The sequence below is a fragment of the Nonomuraea recticatena genome, assembly GCF_039533245.1.
GTDB lineage: Bacteria > Actinomycetota > Actinomycetes > Streptosporangiales > Streptosporangiaceae > Nonomuraea > Nonomuraea roseola.
The window spans coordinates 87,354-110,214 of record NZ_BAAATE010000017.1 but is presented as its reverse complement, the minus strand read 5'-3'; the positions used below and the strand labels follow the sequence as shown (position 1 = coordinate 110,214).

The window sequence follows — 22,861 nt, the reverse complement described above, 5'->3', positions numbered from 1 at the left end:
CTCCCCGCAGGTCTTCGTCCTCACCGAGCCGAGCCCGACCTCGGGGCGGCGCGCCGGCGCCTTGCCCGGCGGGGGAGCGTCGCCGCCTCTTGGCGCTGGGCGAACGCCGGTTTCCCGGGCGTTTCTGGATTGTTACCCGCCACAACAAACTCGCCCTCCCGTGGGTCTTCCAAAGCAGGCCGAGGCGGAATACGTTGCCGCAAACAACATTCACCGCGTACGGCAGGCGCCGCCGTACGCGGGCGGAGCAACCCCCCATCCGTTCCCCCTGAGAAAGGACCCGTGCACCATGCGCAAGGGGATCCTCAGCCTGACCGCCGCGGTAGCGGCGACGACCCTCGGTCTCACCGCGTGCGGGGGCGACAGCGGTGGCACCACCCAGGCCAGTCCTGCCCAGTCCAGCGCGGCGCCCGCCTCCAGCGCGGCCGCCGCGGGCAAGATCGGCGTCATCCTTCCCGACAGCAAGTCCTCGGCCAGGTGGGAGACCGCGGACCGCAAGTACCTGGAAGAGGCCTTCAAGGCCGCGGGCGTCGCCTACGACATCCAGAACGCCCAGGGCGACAAGAACGCCTTCCAGACGATCGCCGACCAGATGATCACCAACGGCGCGACCGTGCTGATGATCGTCAACCTCGACTCGGGCACCGGCAAGGCCGTGCTCAGCAAGGCCAAGGCGCAGGGCGTGGCCACCATCGACTACGACAGGCTGACGCTCGGCGGCGGCGCGGCCTACTACGTCAGCTTCGACAACACCAAGGTCGGCACCCTGCAGGGTGAGGGCCTGTCGAAGTGCCTGGCCGACAAGAAGGCCGACAAGCCCATGGTCGCCTACCTCAACGGCTCGCCCACCGACAACAACGCGACGCTGTTCAAGGCCGGCTACGACGGCGTGCTCAAGCCGAAGTTCGACTCGGGCGAGTACGTCAAGGGCCCTGAGGAGTCGGTGCCCGACTGGGACAACGCCAAGGCCGGCACCATCTTCGAGCAGATGCTCACCGGCGAGCCGAAGATCGCGGGCGTGCTCGCGGCCAACGACGGCCTCGGCAACGCCGCCATCACCGTGCTGAAGAAGAACAACCTCAACGGCAAGGTGCCGGTCACCGGCCAGGACGCCACCGTCCAGGGCCTGCAGAACATCCTCGCCGGCGACCAGTGCATGACGGTCTACAAGGCGATCAAGAAGGAGGCCGACGCGGCGGCCGCGCTGGCGGTCTCCCTGGCCAAGGGTGAGAAGCCCTCGGCCACCGGCACGGTCAAGGACACCGAGAGCGGTCAGGACGTGCCCGCCGTGCTGCTCGACCCCCAGGGGATCTTCTTCGACAGCGTGAAGGACGTCGTGGCCGACGGTTTCGTCACCAAGGACGAGCTGTGCACGGGCGAGTTCGCCGCCAAGTGCACCGAGGCCGGAATCCAGTAAACGCGGTCAGGGGTACGGCTGGCGGCAGCCGTACCCCTGCGGAGGAGCATATGAACCCCGTTCTAGAAGTGAGAGGGATCGACAAGAGCTTCGGTCCCGTCCAGGTCCTGCACGACGTCACCTTCGCCGCGCACAGGGGCGAGATCACCGCACTGGTCGGCGACAACGGCGCGGGCAAGTCCACCCTGGTCAAGTGCATCGGCGGCATCTACCCGATCGACGCGGGCGACTACCTCTTCGACGGCGAGCAGGTGCACGTCGGCGGCCCCCGCGACGCGGGCGAGCTGGGCATCGAGATCGTCTACCAGGACCTCGCGCTCTGCGACAACCTCGACATCGTCCAGAACATGTTCCTGGGCAGGGAGCGCAGGAGCGGGCTGGTGCTCGACGAGGCCACGATGGAGGAGATGGCCCAGCAGACCCTCACCAGCCTGTCGGTCAGGACCGTGAAGTCCATCAGGCAGCAGGTCTCCAGCCTCTCGGGCGGGCAGCGGCAGACCGTCGCCATCGCCAAGGCCGTGCTGTGGAACAGCAAGGTCGTCATCCTCGACGAGCCCACCGCCGCGCTCGGCGTCGCGCAGACCGCGCAGGTGCTCGAACTGGTCCGCAGGCTCGCCGACAAGGGTCTGGCGGTCGTGCTGATCTCGCACAACATGAACGACGTGTTCGCCGTCTCCGACCGGATCGCCGCGCTCTACCTCGGGCGGATGGCAGCCCAGGTCAAGACCGCCGACGTGACCCACGCGCAGGTCGTCGAACTCATCACCTCGGGGCGCAGCGGAGACCTGGGCCTCACGAACGGGGTCTCGACATGAGCAAGCTCCTGGCCAACGACGAGGCCATCGTCACCGCAGTGCGGCAGCCCTCCATCGGCAACAGCGCCCGCGCCTACACCGAGAGGGTCCGCGGCGGCGACATGGGCGCGCTGCCCGCCGTGCTCGGCCTGGTCGTGCTCTGCACCGTCTTCGCGCTGCTGCGGCCCACCTTCCTCACCCCCGTCAACTTCGCCAACCTCTTCACCCAGGGCGGCCAGATCACCGTCATCGCCATGGGCCTGGTCTTCGTCCTGCTGCTGGGCGAGATCGACCTGTCGGCGGGCTTCGCCAGCGGCGTGTGCGCCGCCGTGCTCGCCGTGACGCTGACCGACATGGGCATGCCCTGGTACGTCAGCGTGCTGGCGGCCATCCTCACCGGTGTCCTCATCGGCCTGATGCTGGGCGTGCTGGTGGCCAAACTCGGCATACCCTCCTTCATCGTCACCCTGGCGGGCTTCCTCGCCTTCCAGGGCGTGCTGCTCGTGCTCCTGGAGGAGGGCACCAACATCTCCATCCGCGACGAGACGATCCTGGCCATCGCCAACAGGAACCTCACCCCGATGCTGGGCTGGGGCCTGTTCCTGGTCGGGGTCGGCGGCTACGCGGCCGTCCAGATCGTCAGGTCATTGAAGCGGTCGCGGCGCGGCCTGGTCGCCGACCCCGCCTCGCTGATCGCCGCGCGCGTCGGCACGATGGCGTTGATCGCCGGTCTCGCGGTCTACGTGCTCAACCTGGAGCGCAGCCGCAACCCCGGCCTGGTGTCGCTCACCGGCGTGCCCATCGTGGTGCCGATCGTGCTCGCCCTGCTGGTCGTGTGGACGTTCGTGCTGCGCCGTACCGCCTTCGGCAGGCACATCTACGCGGTCGGCGGCAACGCGGAGGCCTCGCGCAGGGCGGGCATCAACGTGGACCGGATCAAGATCAGCGCGTTCGTGATCTGCTCCGGCATCGCGGCGATCGGCGGCATCATCGCCGCCTCCAGGGGCGCCTCCGTCGACCCGAACACCGGCGGCAGCCAGGTGCTGCTCTACGCCGTCGGCGCCGCCGTGATCGGCGGCACCAGCCTGTTCGGCGGCAAGGGCCGCGTGATGGACGCCGTCCTCGGCGGCGCGGTCATCGCGGTCATCGACAACGGCATGGGTCTCATGGGCTACGGCTCCAGCGTCAAGTACATCGTCACGGGATCGGTGCTTCTGCTGGCGGCAGGGGTGGACGCGCTCGCCCGTCGTAGGGCGGCCGCCGCTGGTCTAAGGTGATCAGCGACTTCGGCACGGCAAAGGATCCACTGACGATGCGAGCGGGCCCGTCCCAGGAGGAGATCAGGCGTCACAACCTCGGCGCGCTGCTTCGCCATGTCCACCTGGGCGGGCCCACCTCCAGGGCCGAGCTGACCTCCAGGATGGGCCTGAACCGCAGCACGATCATGGCCCTCACCTCCGACCTGACCGCCGCCGGCCTGGTGCGCGAGGAACTGCCGCGCGAGACGGGCAGGGCCGGTCGCCCCTCGCTCGTGGTGCGGCCCGAGTCCTCGCGGGTCTACGTCTTCGCCTTCGACGTCGGCCCCGACCGGCTCGCGGTGGCCCGGGTCGGGCTGGGCGGGGTGATCCTCGACCGGCGCGAGTCCGTACGGCGACGCGGCGCCTTCGACCTGGAGGAGGTCGTCGGCGCGCTTGCCGCCTTCGCCAGGCAGATGCACCGCAAGACCCGCGCGGACACCGTCTGCGTGGGAGCGGCGGCCGCGGTTTCAGGCGGCGTGGACAGGAGCGACGGGGTCGTCAGGTACGGCCCCAACCTCCTGCAGGCCGAGGCCCCCTTCGGCGAGGCGCTGGCCAGGAAGCTGGGCCTCGGCCTGCAGGTCAGCGTCGGCAACGACGCCAACCTCGGCGCGCTGGCCGAGCACACCAGGGGCGTCGGCGTGTCCGTGAGAGACCTGATCTACCTGCACGGCGACGTCGGCGTGGGCGGAGGGGTGATCGCGGGCGGGCACCTGCTCGGCGGGCACGAGGGGTTCGGCGGCGAGGTGGGCCACATGGTGGTCCACCCCGGCGGACGGCTGTGCGGATGCGGCTCACACGGCTGCCTGGAGGCCGAGGTGGGGGAGCGGGCGCTGCTGGAGGCGGCGGGCCGCACCACCGAGGGGCCCCTCGGACGCGACGCGGTCAGGGCCGTGGTCGACGCCGCCGACAGGGGTGACATCGTGGCGCAGGCCGCGCTGAGCCGCGTGGGCGACTGGCTCGGCCTCGGCGTGGCCAACCTGGTCAACATCTTCAACCCGGAGATGGTGATCTTCGGAGGGATGCTGCGCGAGGTCTATCTCGGCTCGGCCGCCCAGGTGCGCAGCCGCCTCGCGATCGACGCGCTGCCCGCCCACAGGGAGAAGCTGCGGCTGCGCACCTCCGAGCTGGCCGACGACGCCACGCTGGTCGGCGCGGCCGAGCTGGCCTTCGCGCACGTGCTGGCCGATCCGCTCGAGGCGCTGGCCAGGGTGGGCGGCTAGGAGACCTTGGAGGCGGGGGCCGTCCAGGTGTTGCACGAGGCGGGGTCGGCGCTGCGAAAACCCCTGTCGAGCCAGTCGGCGATGTTGCGGCCCTTGCCGTGGTCGCGCACCTTGCTCACCTCGTCGCCGCTCTGCCTGTCGATGAGCAGCAGCTCCTGCCAGTCGGCGTCCGTGCGGTCGAGGGAGTCCCAGACGCTGCCGATGAAGACGCCCGCCAGGCACTCGGCCTGAAGCTCGAAGCGGCGGGTCTGCTCGAGCTCCTCCTTCCTGCCGCTGAAGGGCTCGTACTCGAAGGCACGGGTGATGCCCGTCAGGTTCTGGACGTGGTGGGCGTACTCGTGGGCCACCGTGTCGAACAGGAACAGGTCGTAGGGATACTCCAGCGCCTTCTTGTCCAGCACGATGGTGAAACGCCGTTCAGGCGTGCAGTAGACGCCCGCCGCGTCGCCCACCTTCTCGTCGCAGAACGTCGCGGTCGGGCTGGTGGTGAAGCTGATGCCCGGCCTGGTGAACTTCACGCCCATCGCGGCGAAGCGCTCACCCCACGAGTTGTTCAGGCACTCGTAGACGCCCAGCACGTACCGCCTGGCCGAGGCGCGGTCGTCGGCGGCGATCGCTCTCTCGGGGCAGGAGGAGGCCTTGAGCGGGCCGCCGCCGTACAACGTGTTCTTGGTCAGCCGCGGACCCTTGATCGGATAGGCGCCCGAGGCGGCCGAGGCGGGGACGGCGGTGCCGCCGACGAGCAGGACGGCCAGCACCACGGTGGCGGCGGCGCCGAGAAAGGGGAATCTCATGGGGCGCATTGTCCAGACATGCGCTTGAAAAGCGATTGATGTCCGCGATCAGCTAAGACCGCGGACATCAAATGAAAAATCACGACATGCTTAGGAGACGCGGGCCTTGGGAGCGCTGAAGGTGTTGCAGGCGTTCGGCGACTCGGCGTCGAAGCCCCTCTTCAGCCAGTAGGCGATGTTGGCGGGCTTGCCGTGGATCCCGTCGTCGAAGCCCGCCTGGGCGACCTTGAGGATGTACTTGAAGTCGAAGTCGCGGCGGCCGAGCGACTGCCACACGCTGCCGATGAAGGCGCCGGAGAAGCACTCGGCCTGCAGCTCGATCCTGCGGGCCTCGTCGTAGATGCGGGCCTTGCTCTTGCCCTTCCTGCGGTCGACGACGTCGATCATGCCGGTCAGCTCCTGGATGTGGTGGCCGTACTCGTGCGCCACGACCTCCATGAGGAACAGCTCGGTGGGCTCGGACAGGATGAGGGGGTCGAGCAGGACCGTCATCTTGCGCTCGGGCGGGCAGTAGAGCGCCTGCGCGCCCGCGGGGAACTTGCCGCACTTGCCGACCGACTGGCCGGCCTTGCTGACGACGCCGAACTTCGGCTTGCTGAAGGGGATCTTCGCCTTGGCGAGCTGACGGCTCCACGAGTCGTTGAGGCAGTCGAGCACGAACTCCAGGTACACCCTGGCGCCGTCCAGGTCGTCGCGCTGGATCGGCTGCTCCTGGCACTCCTTGAGCTCCATCGCGCCGCTCTTGTAGACCTTGTTCGAGGTCAGGACCGGCGGGAAGGAGGGGGTGCCAGCGGCAGCCGTACCGGCGAACAGGAGGCTCGCGAGGGCGCCGGAAAGCACGGCGAATAGGGGGGAACGCATAGTCACAGGACTTTAGACCACCAAGCGGTCACGCCGGAAGGCGCGACCGCCGGCGGGGAGCGGGCTAGGAGACGTACTTGGCGGAGACGTTCCAGGTGTTGCACGCGGCGGCGGCACCGTAGTCCCAGCCGCGCTGCATCCACCTGGCCTGGTTACGGCTGGAGCCGTGGTCGTTCTGCGGCCAGATGGAGGCGCCCTTCTCGCCGAACCAGTCGATGATCTGCTGGTAGTAGGCCTCGTCCACGGGCAGCGTGTCCTTGACCGACTTCATGAAGACCGCCGACAGGCACTCGGCCTGCAGCTCCAGACGGCGCGAGTAGGCGAGCTTGCCCGCCTTGCTGGCGCGCCAGTGCACCTGGCCGTACCACGGCATGATGCCGGCGACCTGCTGCACGTGGTGGGCGTACTCGTGCGCCATCAGGCGGCCGATGCCGACGGGCGAAGGATTGCGCAGCTCCGTCTTGGTGATCAACATGTACATGGTCCTGTCGGAGGAGCAGTACACGCCGGAGGCGCCGGTCAGCCACCTGCCGCAGGCGGTGTTGCGCTTGGTCGTGATGATCCGCAGGCGCGGCTTGGAGAAGGGCATCCTGGCCTGCTTGAACTCGGCGGCCCACGCGCGGTTCAGGCAGTTGGTGAAAGCCTGGAGGAAGTGCTTGTAGGCGGCGGTGCTGCCGCGCTGGATCTCGCCGGGAGCGCAGTTGGAGCGCGCGAGCGTCCCCGTCTTGTACAACGGGCTGCTCGTGGCCGCGGCCTTCCCTCGGGGAGGCGCCACCTGCGCGGCCTCCGTGGTGGTGACGGCGGAGGCCTGGGCGACGCCTGCCGTGCCGACGCCGGCCATGGCCAGCACCAGCCCGGCGGCCACAAGTGACGGAAGTTTCCTCAGGGGGACAGTGTTCATAGTGGGTAAACCATAGGCCAAGATCGGACAAATCAGGGTGCATTTGACTCCGGTGAGTCATCGCGTGGTCCACGAACTAGACTCGATCCGTTGGCGAGTGGATGAGGGGATGATTCCGTGAGCGGGCTGCTGGCCTCGATCAAGGGACCGCACGACGTCAAACGGCTGGCGGCCGAGGAGCTGCCACAGCTCGCCCAGGAGGTTCGTGATCTGCTGGTCGACTCCTGTGCGAGGAACGGCGGGCACCTGGGCCCCAACCTGGGCGTGGTCGAACTCACCATCGCGCTGCACAGGGTCTTCGACTCGCCGCGCGACCCGATCATCTGGGACACCGGCCACCAGTCCTACGTCCACAAGATGCTCACAGGGCGCTCGGACGGCTTCGACGCGCTCAAGCAGGAGGGCGGCCTGTCCGGCTACCCGAGCCAGGCCGAGTCGCCGCACGACTTCGTGGAGAACTCCCACGCCTCCACCGCCCTGTCCTACGCCGACGGCCTGGCCAAGGCGTTCAAGCTGCGCGGCGAGCGCGACAGGGTGGCGGTCGCGGTGATCGGCGACGGCGCCCTCACCGGCGGCATGGCATGGGAGGCGCTCAACAACATCGCCGCGGTCAAGGACCTGCCGTGCGTGATCGTCGTCAACGACAACGGCCGCTCCTACTCGCCCACCATCGGCGGGCTGGCCACGCACCTGGCCAAGCTGCGGGTCAACCGCCGCTACGAGGACATGCTCGAGTTCGTCAAGAACAAGATCGGAAACGTTCCCGTCGTCTACGACGCGCTGCACGGCTTCAAGAAGGGCGTCAAGGACGTCCTGGCGCCCCAGGTGATGTTCGAGGACCTCGGCCTGAAGTACGTCGGCCCGATCGACGGCCACGACGAGCAGGCCGTGGAGGAGGCGCTGCGCAAGGCGCGCGGCTTCGGCGGGCCCGTCATCGTGCACGCCCTCACCCAGAAGGGCCGCGGCTACGCCCCCGCGGAGAACCACGACGAGGACCAGTTCCACTCGCCGGGCGCCTTCGACAGGGCCACGGGCGTGGAGAAGCCCAAGGGCCGCATCTGGACCAACGTCTTCAGCGAGGAGCTGGTCGCGCTCGGCAAGGAGCGCGACGACCTGGTGGCGATCACCGCCGCCATGCTCCACCCCACGGGTCTCAACGCCTTCGCCGAGGCCTTCCCCGACCGCACCTACGACGTCGGCATCGCCGAGCAGCACGCCCTCACCAGCGCCGCGGGCCTGGCGCTCGGCGGGCTGCACCCGGTCGTCGCCGTCTATGCCACCTTCCTCAACAGGGCCTTCGACCAGCTGCTGATGGACGTCGCCCTGCACAGGCTGCCGGTCACGGTGGTCCTCGACAGAGCGGGCGTCACCGGCGACGACGGAGCCAGCCACAACGGCATGTGGGACCTGTCGATCCTGCAGGTCGTCCCCGGGCTGCGCATCGCGGTGCCGCGCGACGGCGAGCGGCTGACCGAGCTGCTGCGCGAGGCCGTCGCGGTGGACGACGCGCCGACCGTGCTGCGCTTCCCCAAGGGCCCCGTGGCCGCCACCGTCGAGGCGGTCGGCAGGCTCGGCGAGATGGACGTGCTGCGCAGCGGCGAGCCCGACGTGCTGCTGGTGGCCGTCGGCCCGATGGCGCAGGCCGCGATGGAGGCCGCCGTGCTGCTCGACGCGCAGGGCATCTCCGCCACCGTGGTCGACCCCCGCTGGGTCAAGCCGCTCGACGACGCGCTCGCCGAGGCAGCCGCCGCCCACAAGCTGGTCGCCGTCGTGGAGGACAACGGCAGGGTGGGCGGCGTCGGCGACGCGGTCGCCCGCCTGCTGCGCGACCACGACATCGACGTGCCGGTGCGCACCTTCGGCATCCCGCAGGAGTTCCTCGACCACGCCAAGCGGCCGAAGATCCTGGGCTACGCGGGGCTGACGGGGCAGGACCTCGCCCGCGACATCACCGAGGCGGTCGCGAAGCGGAGCTCGGCTCTGGAGAACCAGCCCGCCCAGGGCTGATCGCCCCGCGCACGGCGGCGGAGACGGCCACGACGACCAGGGCCGCCACCGCCGCCACCGGCAGGCTCGCCGATCCCGCGGCCGAGCCTTCCGTGGCGCAGCCGTGGGCCGAGCGTCCTGCCCGCCCAGTGGCCTCCCGAGGCGCCCGCCACGCAGGCCACGACCCCGGCCGCGATGAGCGCCAGGACCTCGGGCGGGCTGCCCGCCGTGGTGCCCGCGACGATGAGCAGCGCGTCGCCAGGGACGATCAGGCCGACGCCCACCGAGGCGTCCAGGGTGAGGAAGGCGAGCAGGAGCGGCCCACATCAGGACGAGGTCCTGGGCGGCCAGGGTGTCGAGCAGATCGCCGAACATGCCTCTCACCATGGCGGAGCGAAAAGCCCAGGTCATCGGGGCGAACCCCGAGCCGACCCGGAGAGACTCCGGCCTGCGGGCCGCATGATCGCCCATCGTGAGGGAACGATCACGACGTGGCAGAGATAATGAGGACCAAGAGCGTCGAGCAGTCGATCGAGGACACCGAGGCGCCCGAGCACCGGCTCAAGCGGCGCCTGTCGGCCGTCGACCTGACCGTGTTCGGCATCGGAGTCATCGTCGGCACCGGCATCTTCGTGCTGACGGGCAGGGTGGCGAGGGAGACCGCGGGGCCCGCCGTCGCGCTCTCGTTCGTGGTGGCCGCCGTCGTGTGCGGCCTGGCCGCGCTCTGCTACGCCGAGTTCGCCTCGACCATCCCGGTCGCGGGCTCGGCCTACACCTTCGCCTTCGCCACGCTCGGCGAGTTCCCCGCCTGGATCATCGGCTGGGACCTGATGCTGGAGATGGCCCTGGCGGGGGCGGTGGTCGCGGTCGGCTGGTCGGGCTACTTCACCTCGCTGCTGGCCACGATCGGCATCCCCCTGCCCGACCTGGCCGGCATCAACTACCCGGCGATGCTGATCGTGGCGATCCTGACCGGCATCCTCGTGGCGGGCATCAAGCTGTCCTCCAGGGTCAACCTCGCCATCGTGGTGATCAAGGTCACGGTGATCCTGCTGGTGATCATCGCGGGGCTCTTCTTCATCCGCACGGCCAACTACACGCCCTTCATCCCGGCCCCCAAGGCCACCCCCGCCGTGGAGGGCCTGGGCGCGCCGCTGATCCAGGTGCTGTTCGGCATCACGCCCGTCGCCTTCGGCGTCATCGGCATCTTCTCCGCGGCGGCGATCGTCTTCTTCGCCTTCATCGGCTTCGACATCGTGGCCACCGCGGCGGAGGAGACCATCGAGCCGCAGCGCGACCTGCCCCGCGGCATCATCGGCTCGCTGGTCATCTGCACGCTGCTCTACGTCGCGGTGTCGCTCGTCGTGGTCGGCATGCAGCCCTACAGCCAGCTCAGCGAGGACGCCCCGCTGGCCGACGCCTTCACCGCCGTCGGCCAGCCGTGGATCGCCGGCCTGATCAGCATCGGCGCCATCGCCGGCCTGACCACCGTGGTCATGATCCTGATGCTCGGCCAGACCAGGGTGCTGTTCGCCATGTGCCGTGACGGGCTGCTGCCGCGCACCCTGGCCAAGGTCCACCCCGTCTACGGCACGCCCGCCAGGATCACCTTGATCGTCGGGTTCGTCACGATGGTGCTGTCGGGGTTCATCTCGCTCGGCGCGCTGGCCGAACTGGTCAACATCGGCACCCTGTTCGCGTTCGTCGTGGTGTCGGCGGGCGTGATCATCCTTCGCCGGACCCGCCCTGACCTGCCGCGCGCCTTCCGGGTGCCCCTGGTGCCCGTGCTGCCGATCGCCTCGGTGCTCGCCTGCCTCTACCTGATGATGAACCTGCCGGTGGAGACGTGGCTGCGGTTCTTCGCCTGGCTGCTGATCGGCGTGGTGATCTACTTCCTGTACGGCTACCGCCACAGCACCGTCCGCGGCTACCGCGCGCCAGGGCCGAAGGGCCAGGGCTTCTGACACGCGGGCCGAGGGCATGAGGCCCCCGGTCGTACAGGTCCGGCGGCTGGGCCTCTGCCACGCTCAGCCGCGACCCGGAGGGAACCTCCTCTCGCGCTCCGGTGTATTCGGAGCATGAGACGCATTCTGCTCGTGCTCGCGCTCCTGCTGCCCGGCCTGGCCCTCGCGGCGCCCGCCAGGGCGGGGGGCTGGGCCGCCACCTACCTCGACCCGGTGCCCGCCTCCTTCCAGGCGGGAGCCACCTACACCGTGGGCTTCTGGATGCTTCAGCACGGCACCCATCCCTACGAGGGGCCGGACCTGGGCAAGGTCGGGCTGAAGTTCACCGACGGCGCCAGGAGCCTGGAGTTCACCGGCGTCGAGCTGAAGGAGAAGGCCCACTACGCCGCCGCGCTCGCCCTGCCCGCGGGCCGGTGGAAGGTCGAGGCGATCCAGGGGTGGTTCGCCCCGTTCGAGATCGGCACCCTCCAGGTGCCGGGCGCGCTGGCGGTCAAGCCGCTCGATCCCGAGCTCAAGGCCATGCTCCCGCGCTACCTGGAGATGAACGGCGGCAAGGACCCGTGGGGCCAGGTGCGCCCACCGGGGTTGTCGAAGGCGGCGGTCGCGCCGGCCGCCGGCGCGGTGGCCCCCGCCGCCCCCGCCCCCTCGACCGCGCCGGCCCTGGCCGCCTCCGCCTCGCTCCTGCCCTACGGCGTGGCGCTCGGCCTGCTCGCGGTCGCGGGGGCGGCCTGGCTGGTCGTCCGGCGGCGCGTCAGAGCGTGAAGACCGCTCCGCCCGCGGCCTTCATCAGGCACGCGTTGGAGTAGGTCTTGGTGAAGCGGACGGGCTTGCCCCGCCAGGCGCCCCAGATCTCGACGGTGTGCGGCCTGAACTCCTTGGTGCAGATCGGGTTCTTCCTCACCTCGAGCCTGGCGGGCCTGCCCTTCACCGCGCGCAGCAGGCGGCAGGCCGCCCGGGGCGTGGGGTGGTTGCCCCCGTCGCGGTCGCAGGTGAGCCTGACGGTCTTCGCGGTGTCGGCCACGGTCACCGCCACCTTCAGCGAGGACCTCGGCCGCTGTTCGGCCAGCGCCGGAGCGGTCGCGGCCATCATGAACGCCCCCGTGAGGGCCAGTATCTTGATCGCTCTCATCGCCCCACGCTAGAAGACCACGGCGTGGGGCGAGTCGAGCGAGACCGATCGGGCATCAGGCGGGAACCGAGGCGACTCCGGGCTCGAGGAAGCGCGGCTGGGCGAAGCCCGCGCGGTCGAGGTACGGCGTGACGCCACCGAGGTGGAAAGGCCAGCCCGCGCCGAGGATCATGCACAGGTCGATGTCCTGCGCCGCGGCGACCACGCCCTCGTCCAGCATGATCCGGATCTCCTCGGCCAGCGCCCCGAGGACCCGCTCGCGCACCTGCTCGGCCGTCGAGGGATGCTCGCCGCCGGCGAACAGCGCCACCGCCTCGGGGTCGAGGGAGAAGTCGGGGGCGTAGACGCCCGGCTTGCCGGAGGCGACCAGCTTGGCCATGTTCTCCGACACCCCGAAGCGGGAGGGGAAGGCCGCGTGCAGCGTCTCCGACACGTGGTGGCCGACCGCAGGGCCGACCAGCTGCAGCAGCGCGAACGGCGACATCGGCAGGCCGAGGTCGTCGAGGGAGTGCTCGGCAAGCTCCAGCGGCGTGCCCTCGTCCACGGCCGCGATGACCTCGCCCATGAAGCGGGTCAGCAGCCTGTTGACGACGAACGCGGGCGCGTCCTTGACCAGCACGGCCGACTTCTTCAGCGACCTGCCCACCGAGAAGGCGGTGGCGAGCGTGGCGTCGTCGGTCGAGTCGCCCTTGATGATCTCCAGCAGTGGCATCACCGCGACCGGGTTGAAGAAGTGGAAGCCGACCAGGCGCTCGGGGTACCTGAGCTCGGAGCCCATCTCGCTGAGCGAGAGCGAGGAGGTGTTGGTCGCCAGCACGCACTCGGCCGAGACGTGCTCCTCGACCTCGGCGAAGACCTTCTTCTTGACGCCCATGTCCTCGAAGACGGCCTCGATGACGAAGTCGGCGTCGGCGAAGGCGTCCTTGGTCAGCGACCCGGTCACCAGCGCCTTGAGCCTGTTGGCGTGGTCCTGGCTGACCCTGCCCTTGGACAGCAGCTTGTCCACCTCGGCGTGCACGTAGCCGACGCCCTTGTCCAGGCGGGCCTGGTCGAGGTCGGTCAGCACGACGGGCACCTCGAGGCGGCGGGCGAACAGCAGCGCCATCTGCGAGGCCATCAGGCCCGCGCCTACCACGCCGACCTTGGTGACCTTGCGGGCCAGCGCCTTGTCAGGCGCGCCCGCGGGTCGCTTGGCCCTGCGCTGCACCAGGTCGAAGGCGTAGAGCCCGGCCCGCAGCTCGTCGCCCATGAGCAGGTCGGCCAGCGCCTCGTCCTCGGCGGCGAACCCGGCGTCGCGGGAGGCGTCCTTCGCCGAGGCGATGAGGTCGAGCGCCCGGTAGGGGGCGGGGGCCGCGCCGCGCAGCTTCATGTCGACCAGGAAGCGGGCGTCGGCGACGGCCTTGTCCCAGTCCTCCTCGATCGCGGGCCGCTCGACCGTGACCGAGCCGCCCAGCACCTGGGCGGCCCAGCGCAGTGACTCCTCGAGGAAGTCGGCGGGCTCGAACATCGCGTCGGCGACGCCGAGCGCGAACGCCTCACGCCCCTTGATCATGCGGTTCTGCGACAGCGGGTTCTCGACGATGAGCCTGATCGCCTTGGCCGGGCCGATCAGGCGGGGGAGCAGCTGGGTGCCGCCCCATCCCGGCACCAGGCCGAGGAAGCACTCGGGCAGCGCCACGGCGGGCACGCCCGAGGAGATGGTGCGGTAGGTGCAGTGCAGCGCGATCTCCAGGCCGCCGCCCATGGCCGCGCCGTTGACGAAGGCGAAGCTCGGCACGTCCAGCTCGCCGAGGCGGCGGAAGACCTCGTGGCCCAGCCTGCCGATCTGCAGCGCCTCCTCGCGGGTGCGCACCAGCGCCGCGCCCTTGAGGTCGGCGCCGACCGCGAAGATGAACGGCTTGCCGGTGACGCCGACGGCCGCCAGGTCGGTCCTGGCCGCGATCGCGTCGATCGCCTCGTTCAGCAGCGTCAGCCCGCCGGGGCCGAAGGTGTTCGGCTTGGTGTGGTCGAAGCCGTTGTCGAGGGTGATCAGCGCCATCGTGCCCGCGCCGTGGGGTAGCTCGACGTCGCGCACCAGGGCCTTGGTGACGACTTCGCCGGCGAAAAGGTCGTTGATGTTGCTCATGCCAGGTTCTCCCAAATGACCGTGCCGCCCATGCCCATGCCGACGCACATGGTGGTGATGCCGTAGCGCACGTCGGGCCGCTCGCCGAACTGGCGGGCCAGCTGCGTCATCAGCCGCACGCCCGAGGAGGCCAGCGGGTGGCCGAAGGCGATCGCGCCGCCGTAGGCGTTGACCTTCTCGGAGTCCTCGGAGATGCCGAAGTGGTCGAGGAAGGCGAGCACCTGGACGGCGAAGGCCTCGTTGATCTCGAACAGGCCGATGTCGTCGATGGACAGGCCCGCCAGGCGCAGCGCCCGCTCGGTCGAGGGGATCGGGCCGACGCCCATGACCTCGGGGTCGACGCCGGCGAAGGCGTAGGAGACCAGGCGCATCTTGGGCGTGAGCCCGAGCTCGGCGGCCACGTCGGCGGCGGCCAGGACGCAGCCGGTGGCGCCGTCGTTGATGCCGGAGGAGTTGCCCGCCGTGACGCGGCCGTGGGCGCGGAAGGGCGTCTTCAGCCCGGCCAGGCCCTCGACGGTGGTGCCGGGGCGCGGCGCCTCGTCGGCGACCGCGAGCCCCCAGCCCTTCTCGGCCGTCCTGATGGCCGTGGGCACCAGGTCGGGCTGGATCTTGCCGTCGGCGTAGGCCTTGGCGACCTTCTCCTGCGACAGCGCGGCGTAGGCGTCGGCGCGCTCCTTGCTGATGGCCGGGTAGCGGTCGTGCAGGTTCTCCGCGGTCATGCCCATGACCAGCGCGCTGCCGTCCACGAGCTTCTCCGACAGGAAGCGGGGGTTGGGGTCGACGCCCTCGCCCATCGGGTGGCGGCCCATGTGCTCGACGCCGCCGGCGATGGCCACGTCGTAGGCGCCGAAGGCGATGCCGCCGGCGACCGAGGTCACCGCGGTCATCGCGCCCGCGCACATGCGGTCGATCGCGTAGCCGGGCACGCTCTTGGGCAGCCCCGCCAGCACCGCCGCCGAGCGGCCGATCGTCAGGCCCTGGTCGCCGATCTGGGTGGTCGCCGCGATCGCGACCTCGTCCACCCGCTCGGGAGGAAGGTTCGGATTGCGCCTGATGAGCTCACGGATGACGCGGACGACCAAATCGTCAGCGCGGGTCTCCGCGTACAGGCCCTTGGGCCCCGACTTGCCGAACGGCGTGCGAACGCCGTCGACGAAAACGACGTCACGAGAGGAAGGCACGGATTCGCTCCTCGTTGCAGGACTGGTTCGCCCCCTATGCTACTCATGAGTAACTAGTCCTTCCTGTCGCCGGGTTCCCGCCCATGCCGCCAGCAGGCAGGCGAGGGTCAGGGCGAGCAGGGCGCACAGCAGCCAGGTGGCCGGCTCCCACAGGTGGGCGCGGGCCGCCACGAGCGCGCAGGTGGCCGCCGCCGCCCCCGCCCACGCCGGGCGGCGCTCCTGGCCGGGCCCCCGATGCCCCGGATCCCACGGGTCGCCGGGGGAGGCGGTCGCGTGCGCCAGGGTGTCGCGCATCCACCAGATCGCGTAGAACACCGCTGCGGCCAGCCCTGCCAGCGCGACGACCTCGATCGCCTGGCTCATCGCCGTGGCCAGGCCGTACAGCGCGGACTCCCTGAACAGGCGCGGCACGGTGAAGCCGAGCAGCAGGGTCACCGCCCAGCCCGCGGCGACCCCCAGCCTGGAGGCGGCCTGCAGAGGCCCTGACGAGACCTTGGCGTAGAGCGCCTGCTCGCGCACGCGCACCCGGCGCGAGCGCGCGCCCCAGGCCGCCTGTGTCAACGTCATGGCCGGGACGGCCAGCGCGAGCACGCCCAACGCCAGCCACGCGAAGGGCCGCGTGCCCTCCCTGGTCGGCGCCCGCTCGGCCAGCATCTGCGCCGTGGCGAGCGAGGCGATCGAGGCGACGAGCACGGCCACGGCCAGGTGCCGGGCCGACCGGGCGTGGGCGCGCAGGCCCGCGATGGCGTCCGCGCCGGGATGGGTGGTAACCATGCCGGTCATCATGGCCGCCGCGGGCTCCCGCTTCGTTCACATCGCGTGGGATTCCTGGACCACCAGGTCGAGCAGGCCGGGGAAGCGGGCGTCGAGGTCGGCGCGGCGCAGGGTGATGAAGAGCTTGCGCCCCTCGGGGCGCTGGACGATGACCCCGGCCTCCCTCAGCACGCGCCAGTGGTTGGTCAGCGTGGACTTGGGGACGTCGGGCAGGACCGAACCGCAGAACATCTCCGTGTCGGGTGGCTGCGCCGAGAGCGTGCGGACGATCTGGGCCCGCACCGGATGGCCGAGCGCGGCCAGGACCTCGACCAGCTGGATCTGCTCCCTCGTGGGATGAAGCGCCGTCATCCAACCATTGTACGGAACTATCGAACTTGACGCCTGTCGTTCGATCGTACGAGAATCCCGTACTGTTCGTATTTCCCGGACGGTTGAAGGATTCCATGCCGCACACCCGCTGGACGCTCGCCCTGCTGGCGCTCTCGCAGCTCATCACCGCACTCGACTTCTTCATCGTGGTCGTCGCCCTGCCCGACATCGGCAGCGACCTCGGCTTCTCCGCGCAGAGCCTGCAATGGGTCTCCAGCGCCTACGCCGTCGCCTACGGCGGCTTCCTGCTGCTCGGCGGGCGGCTGGCCGACCTGGCCGGGCGGCGCAGGATGTTCGTCGCCGCGCTGGCGCTGTTCGCCCTCTCCTCCCTGGCGGCGGGGCTGGCCACGGAACCCGCCGCCCTGGTCGTGATCAGGGCCGTGCAGGGCCTGGGCGGCGCGCTGCTCTTCCCCGCCACGCTCTCCCTGGTCAACACCCTGTTCGAGGAGGGCAGGGCGCGCAACGCGGCGCTGGCGGTCTGGAGCGGCGCGGGAGCCAGCGGCCTGGCGCTCGGCTCCCTGCTCGGTGGTCTGCTGACCGGCGCCTTCGGCTGGGAGGCGGTCTTCTACGTGAACGTGCCGCTGGCGGTGCTGGCCATCGCGGCCGCCTACGCGCTGATCCCCTCCGACGGCCCCCGCGAGCGCGGCAGGCGCCTCGACCTGCCGGGCGCGGTGCTGGCCACGGCGGGAGTGAGCCTGCTGGCCTTCGCCCTCATCCAGGGCCCCGAGAGCGGCTGGGCCTCCGCGCCGGTGCTGGGCGCCTTCGTCGCGGCCGCCGTCCTGCTGGCCGCCTTCGTCGCCGTCGAGCGCGGCAGCGGCGACCCGCTCATGCCGCTGCGCCTGTTCCGCAACCGCAGCCTCACCCCCGCGATCGTGGTCATCCTCGTCTTCGGCGGCACCTTCAACGCCCTGCCGTACTTCCTGACCGTCTACTTCCAGACCGTGCTCGGCTACGGCGTGGTGACCACGGGCCTGGCCTTCCTGCTGCCCTCTCTACTGATCGCGCTGGGCACCCAGCTCGGCGGCAGGATGGCGGGGCGCATCGGGATGCGCGCCACCCTGCTCATCGGCACGCTCGGCGGCGCGGCAGGCACCGCGCTGCTGGCGCTCGGGGTGAGCGAGGGCGGCAGCTACTGGAGCGCGCTGCCCGGCATCGTGGTCATGGGCGTCAGCCAGGGCTTCACCTGGACCGGCATGTGGATCGCCGCCGCCACCGGCGTGGCCCCCGCCCAGCAGGGCGTGGCCTCGGGCATGGCCTCCACCGCGCTGCAGGTCGGCTCGGCCATCGGCCTGGCGGTGCTCGTCGCGGTGGGCGGCGTCGGCGAGTCCACCGGCGCGGCGCTGGCGGGAGGGGTGCGCACGGCCGTGCTGGTCGCGGCGGCCGGCATGCTGCTCGGCGCGCTCGTCTCGCTCGCCTTCGCCAGGAAGGCGCGGCCCGAACTGCGCCCCGCCGTCGTCTGACGCAACCACCACACCGCCGACGGTGTTCAGCACATCGTCGCGCGTACTCACCAGAGGAGATCTCACATGTTCGATGTCGCCGTCGTCGGCGGCGGTCCCGTCGGCATGCTGCTGGCCGCCGAACTCGCCCTCCAGGAGGTCGACGTCGTGGTGGTCGAGCGGCGGGCCGTACCGTCGGCGGAGTCCAGGGCGGGCACGCTGCACGCGCGCACCGCGCAGAGCCTGGAACGGCGCGGGCTGCTGGCCGAGGTGGGCCACTCCACCTGGGGGAGCGTGCGCTTCCACTTCTCCGGCATGTTCGGGCTCGACCTGGGCGCGGTCGTCGAGGACGGCCCGACGCTCGTGGGCAGCCCGCAGGCGTGGGCCGAGCACGTCTTCGCCGAGCGGGCCGTCTCGCTCGGCGCCACGATCCTGCGCGGGCAGGAGGTCACCGGCCTGGTCCAGCACGACGACCACGTGCGCCTGTCCAACGGTGTCGAGGCCCGCTACGTGGTGGGCTGCGACGGCGCCCGCAGCGCCGTCCGCAAGGCCGCGGGCATCCGGTTCACCGGCAGCGGCGCGCGCGTGGCCGCCCTCATGGGCGAGGTACGGCTGCCGCCTGGCCTGCCCGGCGGCTACCACAGGACCCCGCGAGGCTGGCTCATCGTCTGGCCTGGCGGCAGGATCACCACCTACGACTACAGGGGGCCGCACCCCGACAGGGACGCCCCCGTCACGCTCGAGGAGCTGATGGAGGCGGCCGAGCACATCGCGGGCTTCCCCGTCCCGATGTCGGAGCCGCGCAGCCTCACCAGGTACGGCGACGCCTCCCTGCAGGCCGAGACCTATCGCAGCGGCCGGGTGCTGCTGGCCGGCGACGCCGCGCACGTCCACTTCCCGTGGGGCGGCCAGGGGCTCAACACCGGCCTCGAGGACGCCTTCAACCTGGGATGGAAGCTGGCCGCGCAGGTGAAGGGCAGGGCGCCCGAGGGGCTGCTCGACACCTACCACGCCGAGCGGCACCCCGTCGGTGCGAGGGTGCGGTGGAACGTGGCGGCGCAGAACGCGCTGGCCGACCCCGATCCCCGCATGGACCCGCTGCGCGAGCTGTTCGCCGAGCTGATGCGCCTCGACCAGGTCAACGCCTACCTCAGCGGCATGGTCAGCGGCGTGGACACCGTCTACGACGTCGGGGTGCCCGGCGCCGGCTGGATGGCGCCCGATCTCGCCGTCGAGACCGACGGGGGCAGGGTCACGCTGGTCGAGCTGCTGAGGAGGGGGCGCACGCTCTTCCTCGACCTGGCGGGAAGGGACGACCTGGTCTCGGCCGTCGGCGCGCGGGCCGAGGTCGTCAGAGGGAAGGCCGACAGCCCCTTCGAAGCCCTGCTGATCAGGCCGGACGGCTACGTGGCGTGGACCTCGGAGGCGGGGGACGCGGCACTACCTGGAGCACTAGATCGCTGGAACTTGTGAAATATCCGGACAAAAAGTGGTGGGGTCTGTTAGGAAGGTGCGCGATCAAGTAAGCACTAGAGAGGTTCACCGTGGCGCGCGACGAGAACGACAGGCCCGAGATGACCGGGGACGTGCTGTCGGACCGCTGGACCCCTGACTCGGCCGACACCGACGAGCAGCCCGCCGTCGATGCGGAGGGAGAGCCGCGGACGCCCGACCAGGCGCCCGCGCCCGCCCAGGCCGCCGCTCCGCCCGTCCCGACCACCCAGCAGATCCCTCCCGAGGCCGCCGACGTCCTCGTCGCCGCCGGTCCGGCCGACCCCGTCGCCCCCGAGGACGTCCCGCTGGTGACGGTCCTGGACGCGCCGCCCGTGGTCGCGCTGGAGGTGCCCGACACCGAGGCGCAGTACCTGCCCCTCGACCAGGGTTACGACGTGTCGGGCGACTCCTCCCCCCGGGGCTTCCTCGGCTCGGGATGGACCGAGGACAGCGCGGCGCCCGAGCGTGAGGTGCGCAGGCGCACCAGACTCCTGCTGGCGGGCGCCGCGGCCGTCGTGGTGATCGGAGCGGCGGGCGGCTGGATGCTGACCGGCTCGGGCGGCGACTCCTGCGCGGGCGGAGCGTGCGCCTCCAGCCGTTCGCTGGAGCCCGTCGCCACCGACGCTCCCATCGAGCAGACCGAGACCGACGCCGTGGTGGAGCCGCCGCTCGACCCGTCCCAGACGCCCGAGGCGTCCGCGACGGTCAGTGAGAGCCCCGAGCCGGTGACTCGCGTCCGGCCGACCAGGACGCCCACGCCGAGGCCGACGGTGAGCCGCGCCGTCGCCCCCGCCACCCGCAAGCCGAGCGCCACCCCCGTGCGCTCGCTCAAGGACGACACCGCCAGGGACGGGACGTCGAAGACGGAGTCCCCCTCGGAGTCCAGGTCCGAGGCCCCCTCGTCCTCGGACAGCACCGAGGCGCCTCCGGCCGCCACCGAGCAGCCCGCGCCCGCTCCCACGCAGCAGCAGCCCGCCGAGGAGCCGCGCAGGGGCGGCCTCCTGGACTGGCTGTTCGGCTAGCACGACCTTCCCGGCAGCCGCCTTCCCCAGAGGGGGAGGGCGGCTGCCGTCGTCATTACCGTACGATCGCGCGAAGGCCGCCGGTCTGACAGACTGGAAATCGCTTTCCGGGAGGGCTCATGGTCACGCTGGAGGACGTCGCCAAACAGGCGGGCGTCTCGCTCGCCACCGCCTCGCGCGTGCTGAACGGCAGCACCCGCCAGGTGGGCGCCTCCCTGCGCGCCCGGGTCGAGCAGGCCGCGGCCGAGCTCGGCTACCGCACCAACTTCGCGGCGCAGACGCTGGCCCGCGGCGCCAGCAAGGTCATCGGCATCGTGGTTCACGACCTCACCGACCCCTACTTCGCCGCGCTGGCCGACGGCGCCATGCGGGTGGCCGCCGAGGAGGGCCTGCTGGTCATGGTGGGCACCACGCACCGCGATCCCGAGCAGGAGATCGCCTACGTCGCCTCGCTCAACGCGCAGCGGGTGCGGGCCGTCCTGCTGGCCGGATCGAGGGTGGACGACCCGCACGTCACAGGGAGGCTGCGCGAGGAGCTCGGCCGCTACCTCGCCAGCGGCGGCAGGGTGGCCTGCGTCGGCCAGGACCTGCTCGACGTCGACACCGTCGCACCCGCCAACCGTGAAGGCGCCGCCGACCTTGCCAGGTCGCTGGCCGCGCTCGGTCACACCCGCTTCGCCGTGCTGGCCGGGCCCCCTGGGCTGCTGACCGCCGCCGACCGGTGCGCCGGCTTCACCGGCGCGCTCGCCGAGCTGGGGCTGCCCGAGCCGCTGGTGCTCCACGGCCCCTTCGACCGCGACGGCGGCTACGAGGCGGCGGCCAGGACGGGCGAGGCGACCTGCGTGTTCGCGGTCAACGACGTGATGGCGGTCGGCGCGCTGGCCTCCTACCGCGACAGGGGCGTCAGGGTGCCGCAGGACGTGTCCGTGGCCGGCTTCGACGACATCACGACCCTGCGCGACCACGTGCCCGCCCTCACGACGGTACGGCTGCCGCTGGCCGACATGGGGGCGAGGGCGCTGGCCATGGCGCTCGACCTCGGTGAGGAGGCGCGGGTGGAGCGGGTGAGCGGTGAGGTGGTCATGCGTGAGAGCGTCAGAGCAGTGGAGGCATAAGTGAGGCTCGCGGTCAGCACCCTGGGAATGCCGGGGCAGGACCTGACGTCGTCGATCTCGATCGCGGCGGCGGGGGAGTGTGAAGGGCTCGAACTGCGGCTGCATCCCGACACGGGGGTGCACGCGGGGCTGGCGGCCGAGGAGCGGAAGGCGGTGCTGCGGCAGATCACCGACGCGGGTCTCACCGTCGCCGCCCTGGCGGGATATGTCGGTATATGCGACTCCGCGGTGGCGGACACCGCCGCCGTCGAGGCCCTCCTGGCCGATCTCCGCCTGGCGGCCGATCTCGAGGCGCAGGGCGTGCGGGTCTTCCCACGCGGGGACGATCCCGCCGTGGGCGCCCGCCGCCTGCGCGCCGTCGCCGACGAGGCCGCCGCCCTGGGCGTGCGCGTGTTCGTCGAGACCCACGACAAGATGGCCACCGGCGCGGCCGTGGCCAGGCTGCTCGATCTGACCGGCAGGCCCGACGCCGCCGTCGCGCTCTGGGACCTGCTGCACCCCTGGCGGCACGGGGAGTCTCCCGCGCAGAGCCTGGCGGCGCTGGCTCCCCACCTGGCCTACGTCCAGGTGAAGGACGCCGTCTCCGCCACCGACACCACGCCCGTGCCCATGGGCTCGGGCACCGTGCCGCTGGAGGAGGCGGGAGAGCTGCTGCGGGCGCACGGCTACGACGGGTGGGTCTCCCTGGAGTGGGAGCGCACCTGGTATCCGCAGGTCGCCCCGGTCGAGGAGATCCTGCCCGGCGCGGCGGCGTGGGTGCGCCGCCACGCCCCCGCCGCAGCCTCGTGAGCGGCGCCTCCCCGGCCGAGCGGCCCGAGGTACTGGGCGTGGGCATCCTGGGGTGATCAGTCGCGAAGGACAGAAGTTCATCACTTGATGAATTTTTTTGCGGAAAGGCATTCCGCCATGCCGCCGTGCGCTGCAGACTCTGACGAACAGGGTGAGGAGCACGACTGACGGCAAGGGGAACGCCCG

Annotated in this window: 21 protein-coding genes; 12 read left to right on the top strand and 9 right to left on the bottom strand. The window is 71.1% G+C overall.

From position 1 onward, the window contains the following. Window positions 1-289 precede the first annotated feature (289 nt). From ABFX50_RS29025 to ABFX50_RS29010, 4 genes are read left to right on the top strand one after another with little or no spacing between them, the layout of a single operon-like run. On the top strand, window positions 290-1,417 hold the full coding sequence (locus ABFX50_RS29025; RefSeq protein WP_183646334.1) for a sugar ABC transporter substrate-binding protein: 1,128 nt from the start codon (window positions 290-292) through the stop codon (window positions 1,415-1,417). 50 nt (window positions 1,418-1,467) lie between these two features. Continuing rightward, window positions 1,468-2,232: an ATP-binding cassette domain-containing protein gene (locus ABFX50_RS29020; protein WP_346150631.1), complete on the top strand. Its 765-nt coding sequence runs from the start codon at window positions 1,468-1,470 to the stop codon at window positions 2,230-2,232. Beyond that, window positions 2,229-3,488 (top strand): sugar ABC transporter permease, encoded by a 1,260-nt coding sequence (locus ABFX50_RS29015; RefSeq protein ID WP_346150629.1) that lies wholly within the window; start codon window positions 2,229-2,231, stop codon window positions 3,486-3,488. The genes ABFX50_RS29020 and ABFX50_RS29015 overlap by 4 nt, the downstream gene beginning before the upstream one ends. A gap of 35 nt (window positions 3,489-3,523) precedes the next feature. Then, the gene (locus ABFX50_RS29010; protein ID WP_346150627.1) at window positions 3,524-4,729 is read left to right on the top strand and encodes an ROK family transcriptional regulator; all 1,206 of its coding nucleotides are present in this window, start codon (window positions 3,524-3,526) and stop codon (window positions 4,727-4,729) included. Here ABFX50_RS29010 and ABFX50_RS29005 read toward each other — a convergent pair. The 3 genes from ABFX50_RS29005 to ABFX50_RS28995 form a co-directional block, all read right to left on the bottom strand. Beyond that, window positions 4,726-5,523 carry a neutral zinc metallopeptidase gene (locus ABFX50_RS29005; RefSeq protein WP_346150625.1) on the bottom strand — a complete coding sequence of 266 codons (798 nt, stop codon included), beginning with the start codon at window positions 5,521-5,523 and terminating at the stop codon, window positions 4,726-4,728. The two genes, ABFX50_RS29010 and ABFX50_RS29005, sit on opposite strands and share 4 nt — an antisense overlap. Before the next feature lie 90 nt (window positions 5,524-5,613). Beyond that, the gene (locus ABFX50_RS29000; protein WP_346150623.1) at window positions 5,614-6,384 is read right to left on the bottom strand and encodes a neutral zinc metallopeptidase; all 771 of its coding nucleotides are present in this window, start codon (window positions 6,382-6,384) and stop codon (window positions 5,614-5,616) included. A gap of 64 nt (window positions 6,385-6,448) precedes the next feature. Continuing rightward, on the bottom strand, window positions 6,449-7,285 hold the full coding sequence (locus ABFX50_RS28995) for a neutral zinc metallopeptidase (RefSeq protein ID WP_346150621.1): 837 nt from the start codon (window positions 7,283-7,285) through the stop codon (window positions 6,449-6,451). A gap of 117 nt (window positions 7,286-7,402) precedes the next feature. On the opposite strand from ABFX50_RS28995, the gene dxs reads away from it, so the two are divergent. After that, a complete protein-coding gene (gene dxs / locus ABFX50_RS28990) occupies window positions 7,403-9,292 on the top strand; it encodes a 1-deoxy-D-xylulose-5-phosphate synthase (protein ID WP_428834709.1) in 1,890 nt (629 codons plus the stop codon). Here dxs and ABFX50_RS28985 read toward each other — a convergent pair. Continuing rightward, window positions 9,196-9,555, bottom strand: coding sequence for a DedA family protein (locus ABFX50_RS28985; protein WP_346150619.1), 360 nt, complete (start codon window positions 9,553-9,555; stop codon window positions 9,196-9,198). The two genes, dxs and ABFX50_RS28985, sit on opposite strands and share 97 nt — an antisense overlap. Window positions 9,556-9,774: 219 nt before the next feature. On the opposite strand from ABFX50_RS28985, the gene ABFX50_RS28980 reads away from it, so the two are divergent. Next, the gene (locus tag ABFX50_RS28980) at window positions 9,775-11,235 is read left to right on the top strand and encodes an amino acid permease (protein ID WP_346150748.1); all 1,461 of its coding nucleotides are present in this window, start codon (window positions 9,775-9,777) and stop codon (window positions 11,233-11,235) included. Window positions 11,236-11,349: 114 nt separating this feature from the next. Beyond that, on the top strand, window positions 11,350-11,997 hold the full coding sequence (locus tag ABFX50_RS28975) for a hypothetical protein (protein ID WP_346150617.1): 648 nt from the start codon (window positions 11,350-11,352) through the stop codon (window positions 11,995-11,997). Here the strand turns inward: ABFX50_RS28975 and ABFX50_RS28970 are convergent. The 5 genes from ABFX50_RS28970 to ABFX50_RS28950 are packed head-to-tail and all read right to left on the bottom strand — an operon-like array spanning window position 11,987 to window position 16,795. Next, complete coding sequence (locus ABFX50_RS28970) at window positions 11,987-12,364, bottom strand: SSI family serine proteinase inhibitor (protein WP_346150615.1); 378 nt, start codon at window positions 12,362-12,364, stop codon at window positions 11,987-11,989. The genes ABFX50_RS28975 and ABFX50_RS28970 overlap by 11 nt on opposite strands. Window positions 12,365-12,419: 55 nt before the next feature. Continuing rightward, window positions 12,420-14,489, bottom strand: coding sequence for a 3-hydroxyacyl-CoA dehydrogenase NAD-binding domain-containing protein (locus ABFX50_RS28965; protein WP_346150613.1), 2,070 nt, complete (start codon window positions 14,487-14,489; stop codon window positions 12,420-12,422). Then, window positions 14,486-15,670: a thiolase family protein gene (locus ABFX50_RS28960; RefSeq protein ID WP_346150611.1), complete on the bottom strand. Its 1,185-nt coding sequence runs from the start codon at window positions 15,668-15,670 to the stop codon at window positions 14,486-14,488. Before ABFX50_RS28960 ends, ABFX50_RS28965 begins: the two co-directional genes overlap by 4 nt. 39 nt (window positions 15,671-15,709) lie before the next feature. Then, window positions 15,710-16,444 (bottom strand): hypothetical protein, encoded by a 735-nt coding sequence (locus tag ABFX50_RS28955; protein WP_346150609.1) that lies wholly within the window; start codon window positions 16,442-16,444, stop codon window positions 15,710-15,712. A gap of 36 nt (window positions 16,445-16,480) precedes the next feature. Beyond that, window positions 16,481-16,795 (bottom strand): ArsR/SmtB family transcription factor, encoded by a 315-nt coding sequence (locus ABFX50_RS28950; RefSeq protein ID WP_183646297.1) that lies wholly within the window; start codon window positions 16,793-16,795, stop codon window positions 16,481-16,483. A gap of 95 nt (window positions 16,796-16,890) precedes the next feature. Here ABFX50_RS28950 and ABFX50_RS28945 point away from each other — a divergent pair, with 95 nt between their 5' ends. The 5 genes from ABFX50_RS28945 (at window position 16,891) to ABFX50_RS28925 (ending at window position 22,675) form a co-directional block, all read left to right on the top strand. Continuing rightward, a complete protein-coding gene (locus tag ABFX50_RS28945; protein ID WP_346150607.1) occupies window positions 16,891-18,276 on the top strand; it encodes an MFS transporter in 1,386 nt (461 codons plus the stop codon). Window positions 18,277-18,342: 66 nt separating this feature from the next. Continuing rightward, window positions 18,343-19,728: an FAD-dependent monooxygenase gene (locus tag ABFX50_RS28940; RefSeq protein ID WP_346150605.1), complete on the top strand. Its 1,386-nt coding sequence runs from the start codon at window positions 18,343-18,345 to the stop codon at window positions 19,726-19,728. Between the two features lie 71 nt (window positions 19,729-19,799). After that, a complete protein-coding gene (locus ABFX50_RS28935; RefSeq protein ID WP_346150603.1) occupies window positions 19,800-20,771 on the top strand; it encodes a hypothetical protein in 972 nt (323 codons plus the stop codon). A 119-nt stretch (window positions 20,772-20,890) separates the two neighbouring features. Next, window positions 20,891-21,886 carry a LacI family DNA-binding transcriptional regulator gene (locus ABFX50_RS28930; RefSeq protein WP_346150601.1) on the top strand — a complete coding sequence of 332 codons (996 nt, stop codon included), beginning with the start codon at window positions 20,891-20,893 and terminating at the stop codon, window positions 21,884-21,886. Further along, window positions 21,887-22,675 carry a sugar phosphate isomerase/epimerase family protein gene (locus ABFX50_RS28925; RefSeq protein ID WP_346150599.1) on the top strand — a complete coding sequence of 263 codons (789 nt, stop codon included), beginning with the start codon at window positions 21,887-21,889 and terminating at the stop codon, window positions 22,673-22,675. Window positions 22,676-22,861: the final 186 nt, after the last annotated feature.

Coding starts and splice junctions, on each gene's coding strand:
- ABFX50_RS29005 (WP_346150625.1), bottom strand. CDS start 5,523: ATGAGATTCCCCTTTCTCGGCGCCGCCGCCACCGTGGTGCTGGCCGTC.
- ABFX50_RS28995 (WP_346150621.1), bottom strand. CDS start 7,285: ATGAACACTGTCCCCCTGAGGAAACTTCCGTCACTTGTGGCCGCCGGG.
- ABFX50_RS29010 (WP_346150627.1), top strand. CDS start 3,524: ATGCGAGCGGGCCCGTCCCAGGAGGAGATCAGGCGTCACAACCTCGGC.
- ABFX50_RS28975 (WP_346150617.1), top strand. CDS start 11,350: ATGAGACGCATTCTGCTCGTGCTCGCGCTCCTGCTGCCCGGCCTGGCC.
- ABFX50_RS28950 (WP_183646297.1), bottom strand. CDS start 16,795: ATGACGGCGCTTCATCCCACGAGGGAGCAGATCCAGCTGGTCGAGGTC.
- ABFX50_RS28965 (WP_346150613.1), bottom strand. CDS start 14,489: ATGAGCAACATCAACGACCTTTTCGCCGGCGAAGTCGTCACCAAGGCC.
- ABFX50_RS28970 (WP_346150615.1), bottom strand. CDS start 12,364: ATGAGAGCGATCAAGATACTGGCCCTCACGGGGGCGTTCATGATGGCC.
- ABFX50_RS28955 (WP_346150609.1), bottom strand. CDS start 16,444: ATGGTTACCACCCATCCCGGCGCGGACGCCATCGCGGGCCTGCGCGCC.
- ABFX50_RS28930 (WP_346150601.1), top strand. CDS start 20,891: ATGGTCACGCTGGAGGACGTCGCCAAACAGGCGGGCGTCTCGCTCGCC.
- ABFX50_RS28980 (WP_346150748.1), top strand. CDS start 9,775: ATGAGGACCAAGAGCGTCGAGCAGTCGATCGAGGACACCGAGGCGCCC.
- ABFX50_RS29025 (WP_183646334.1), top strand. CDS start 290: ATGCGCAAGGGGATCCTCAGCCTGACCGCCGCGGTAGCGGCGACGACC.
- ABFX50_RS29015 (WP_346150629.1), top strand. CDS start 2,229: ATGAGCAAGCTCCTGGCCAACGACGAGGCCATCGTCACCGCAGTGCGG.
- ABFX50_RS28940 (WP_346150605.1), top strand. CDS start 18,343: ATGTTCGATGTCGCCGTCGTCGGCGGCGGTCCCGTCGGCATGCTGCTG.
- ABFX50_RS28945 (WP_346150607.1), top strand. CDS start 16,891: ATGCCGCACACCCGCTGGACGCTCGCCCTGCTGGCGCTCTCGCAGCTC.
- ABFX50_RS29020 (WP_346150631.1), top strand. CDS start 1,468: ATGAACCCCGTTCTAGAAGTGAGAGGGATCGACAAGAGCTTCGGTCCC.
- ABFX50_RS29000 (WP_346150623.1), bottom strand. CDS start 6,384: ATGCGTTCCCCCCTATTCGCCGTGCTTTCCGGCGCCCTCGCGAGCCTC.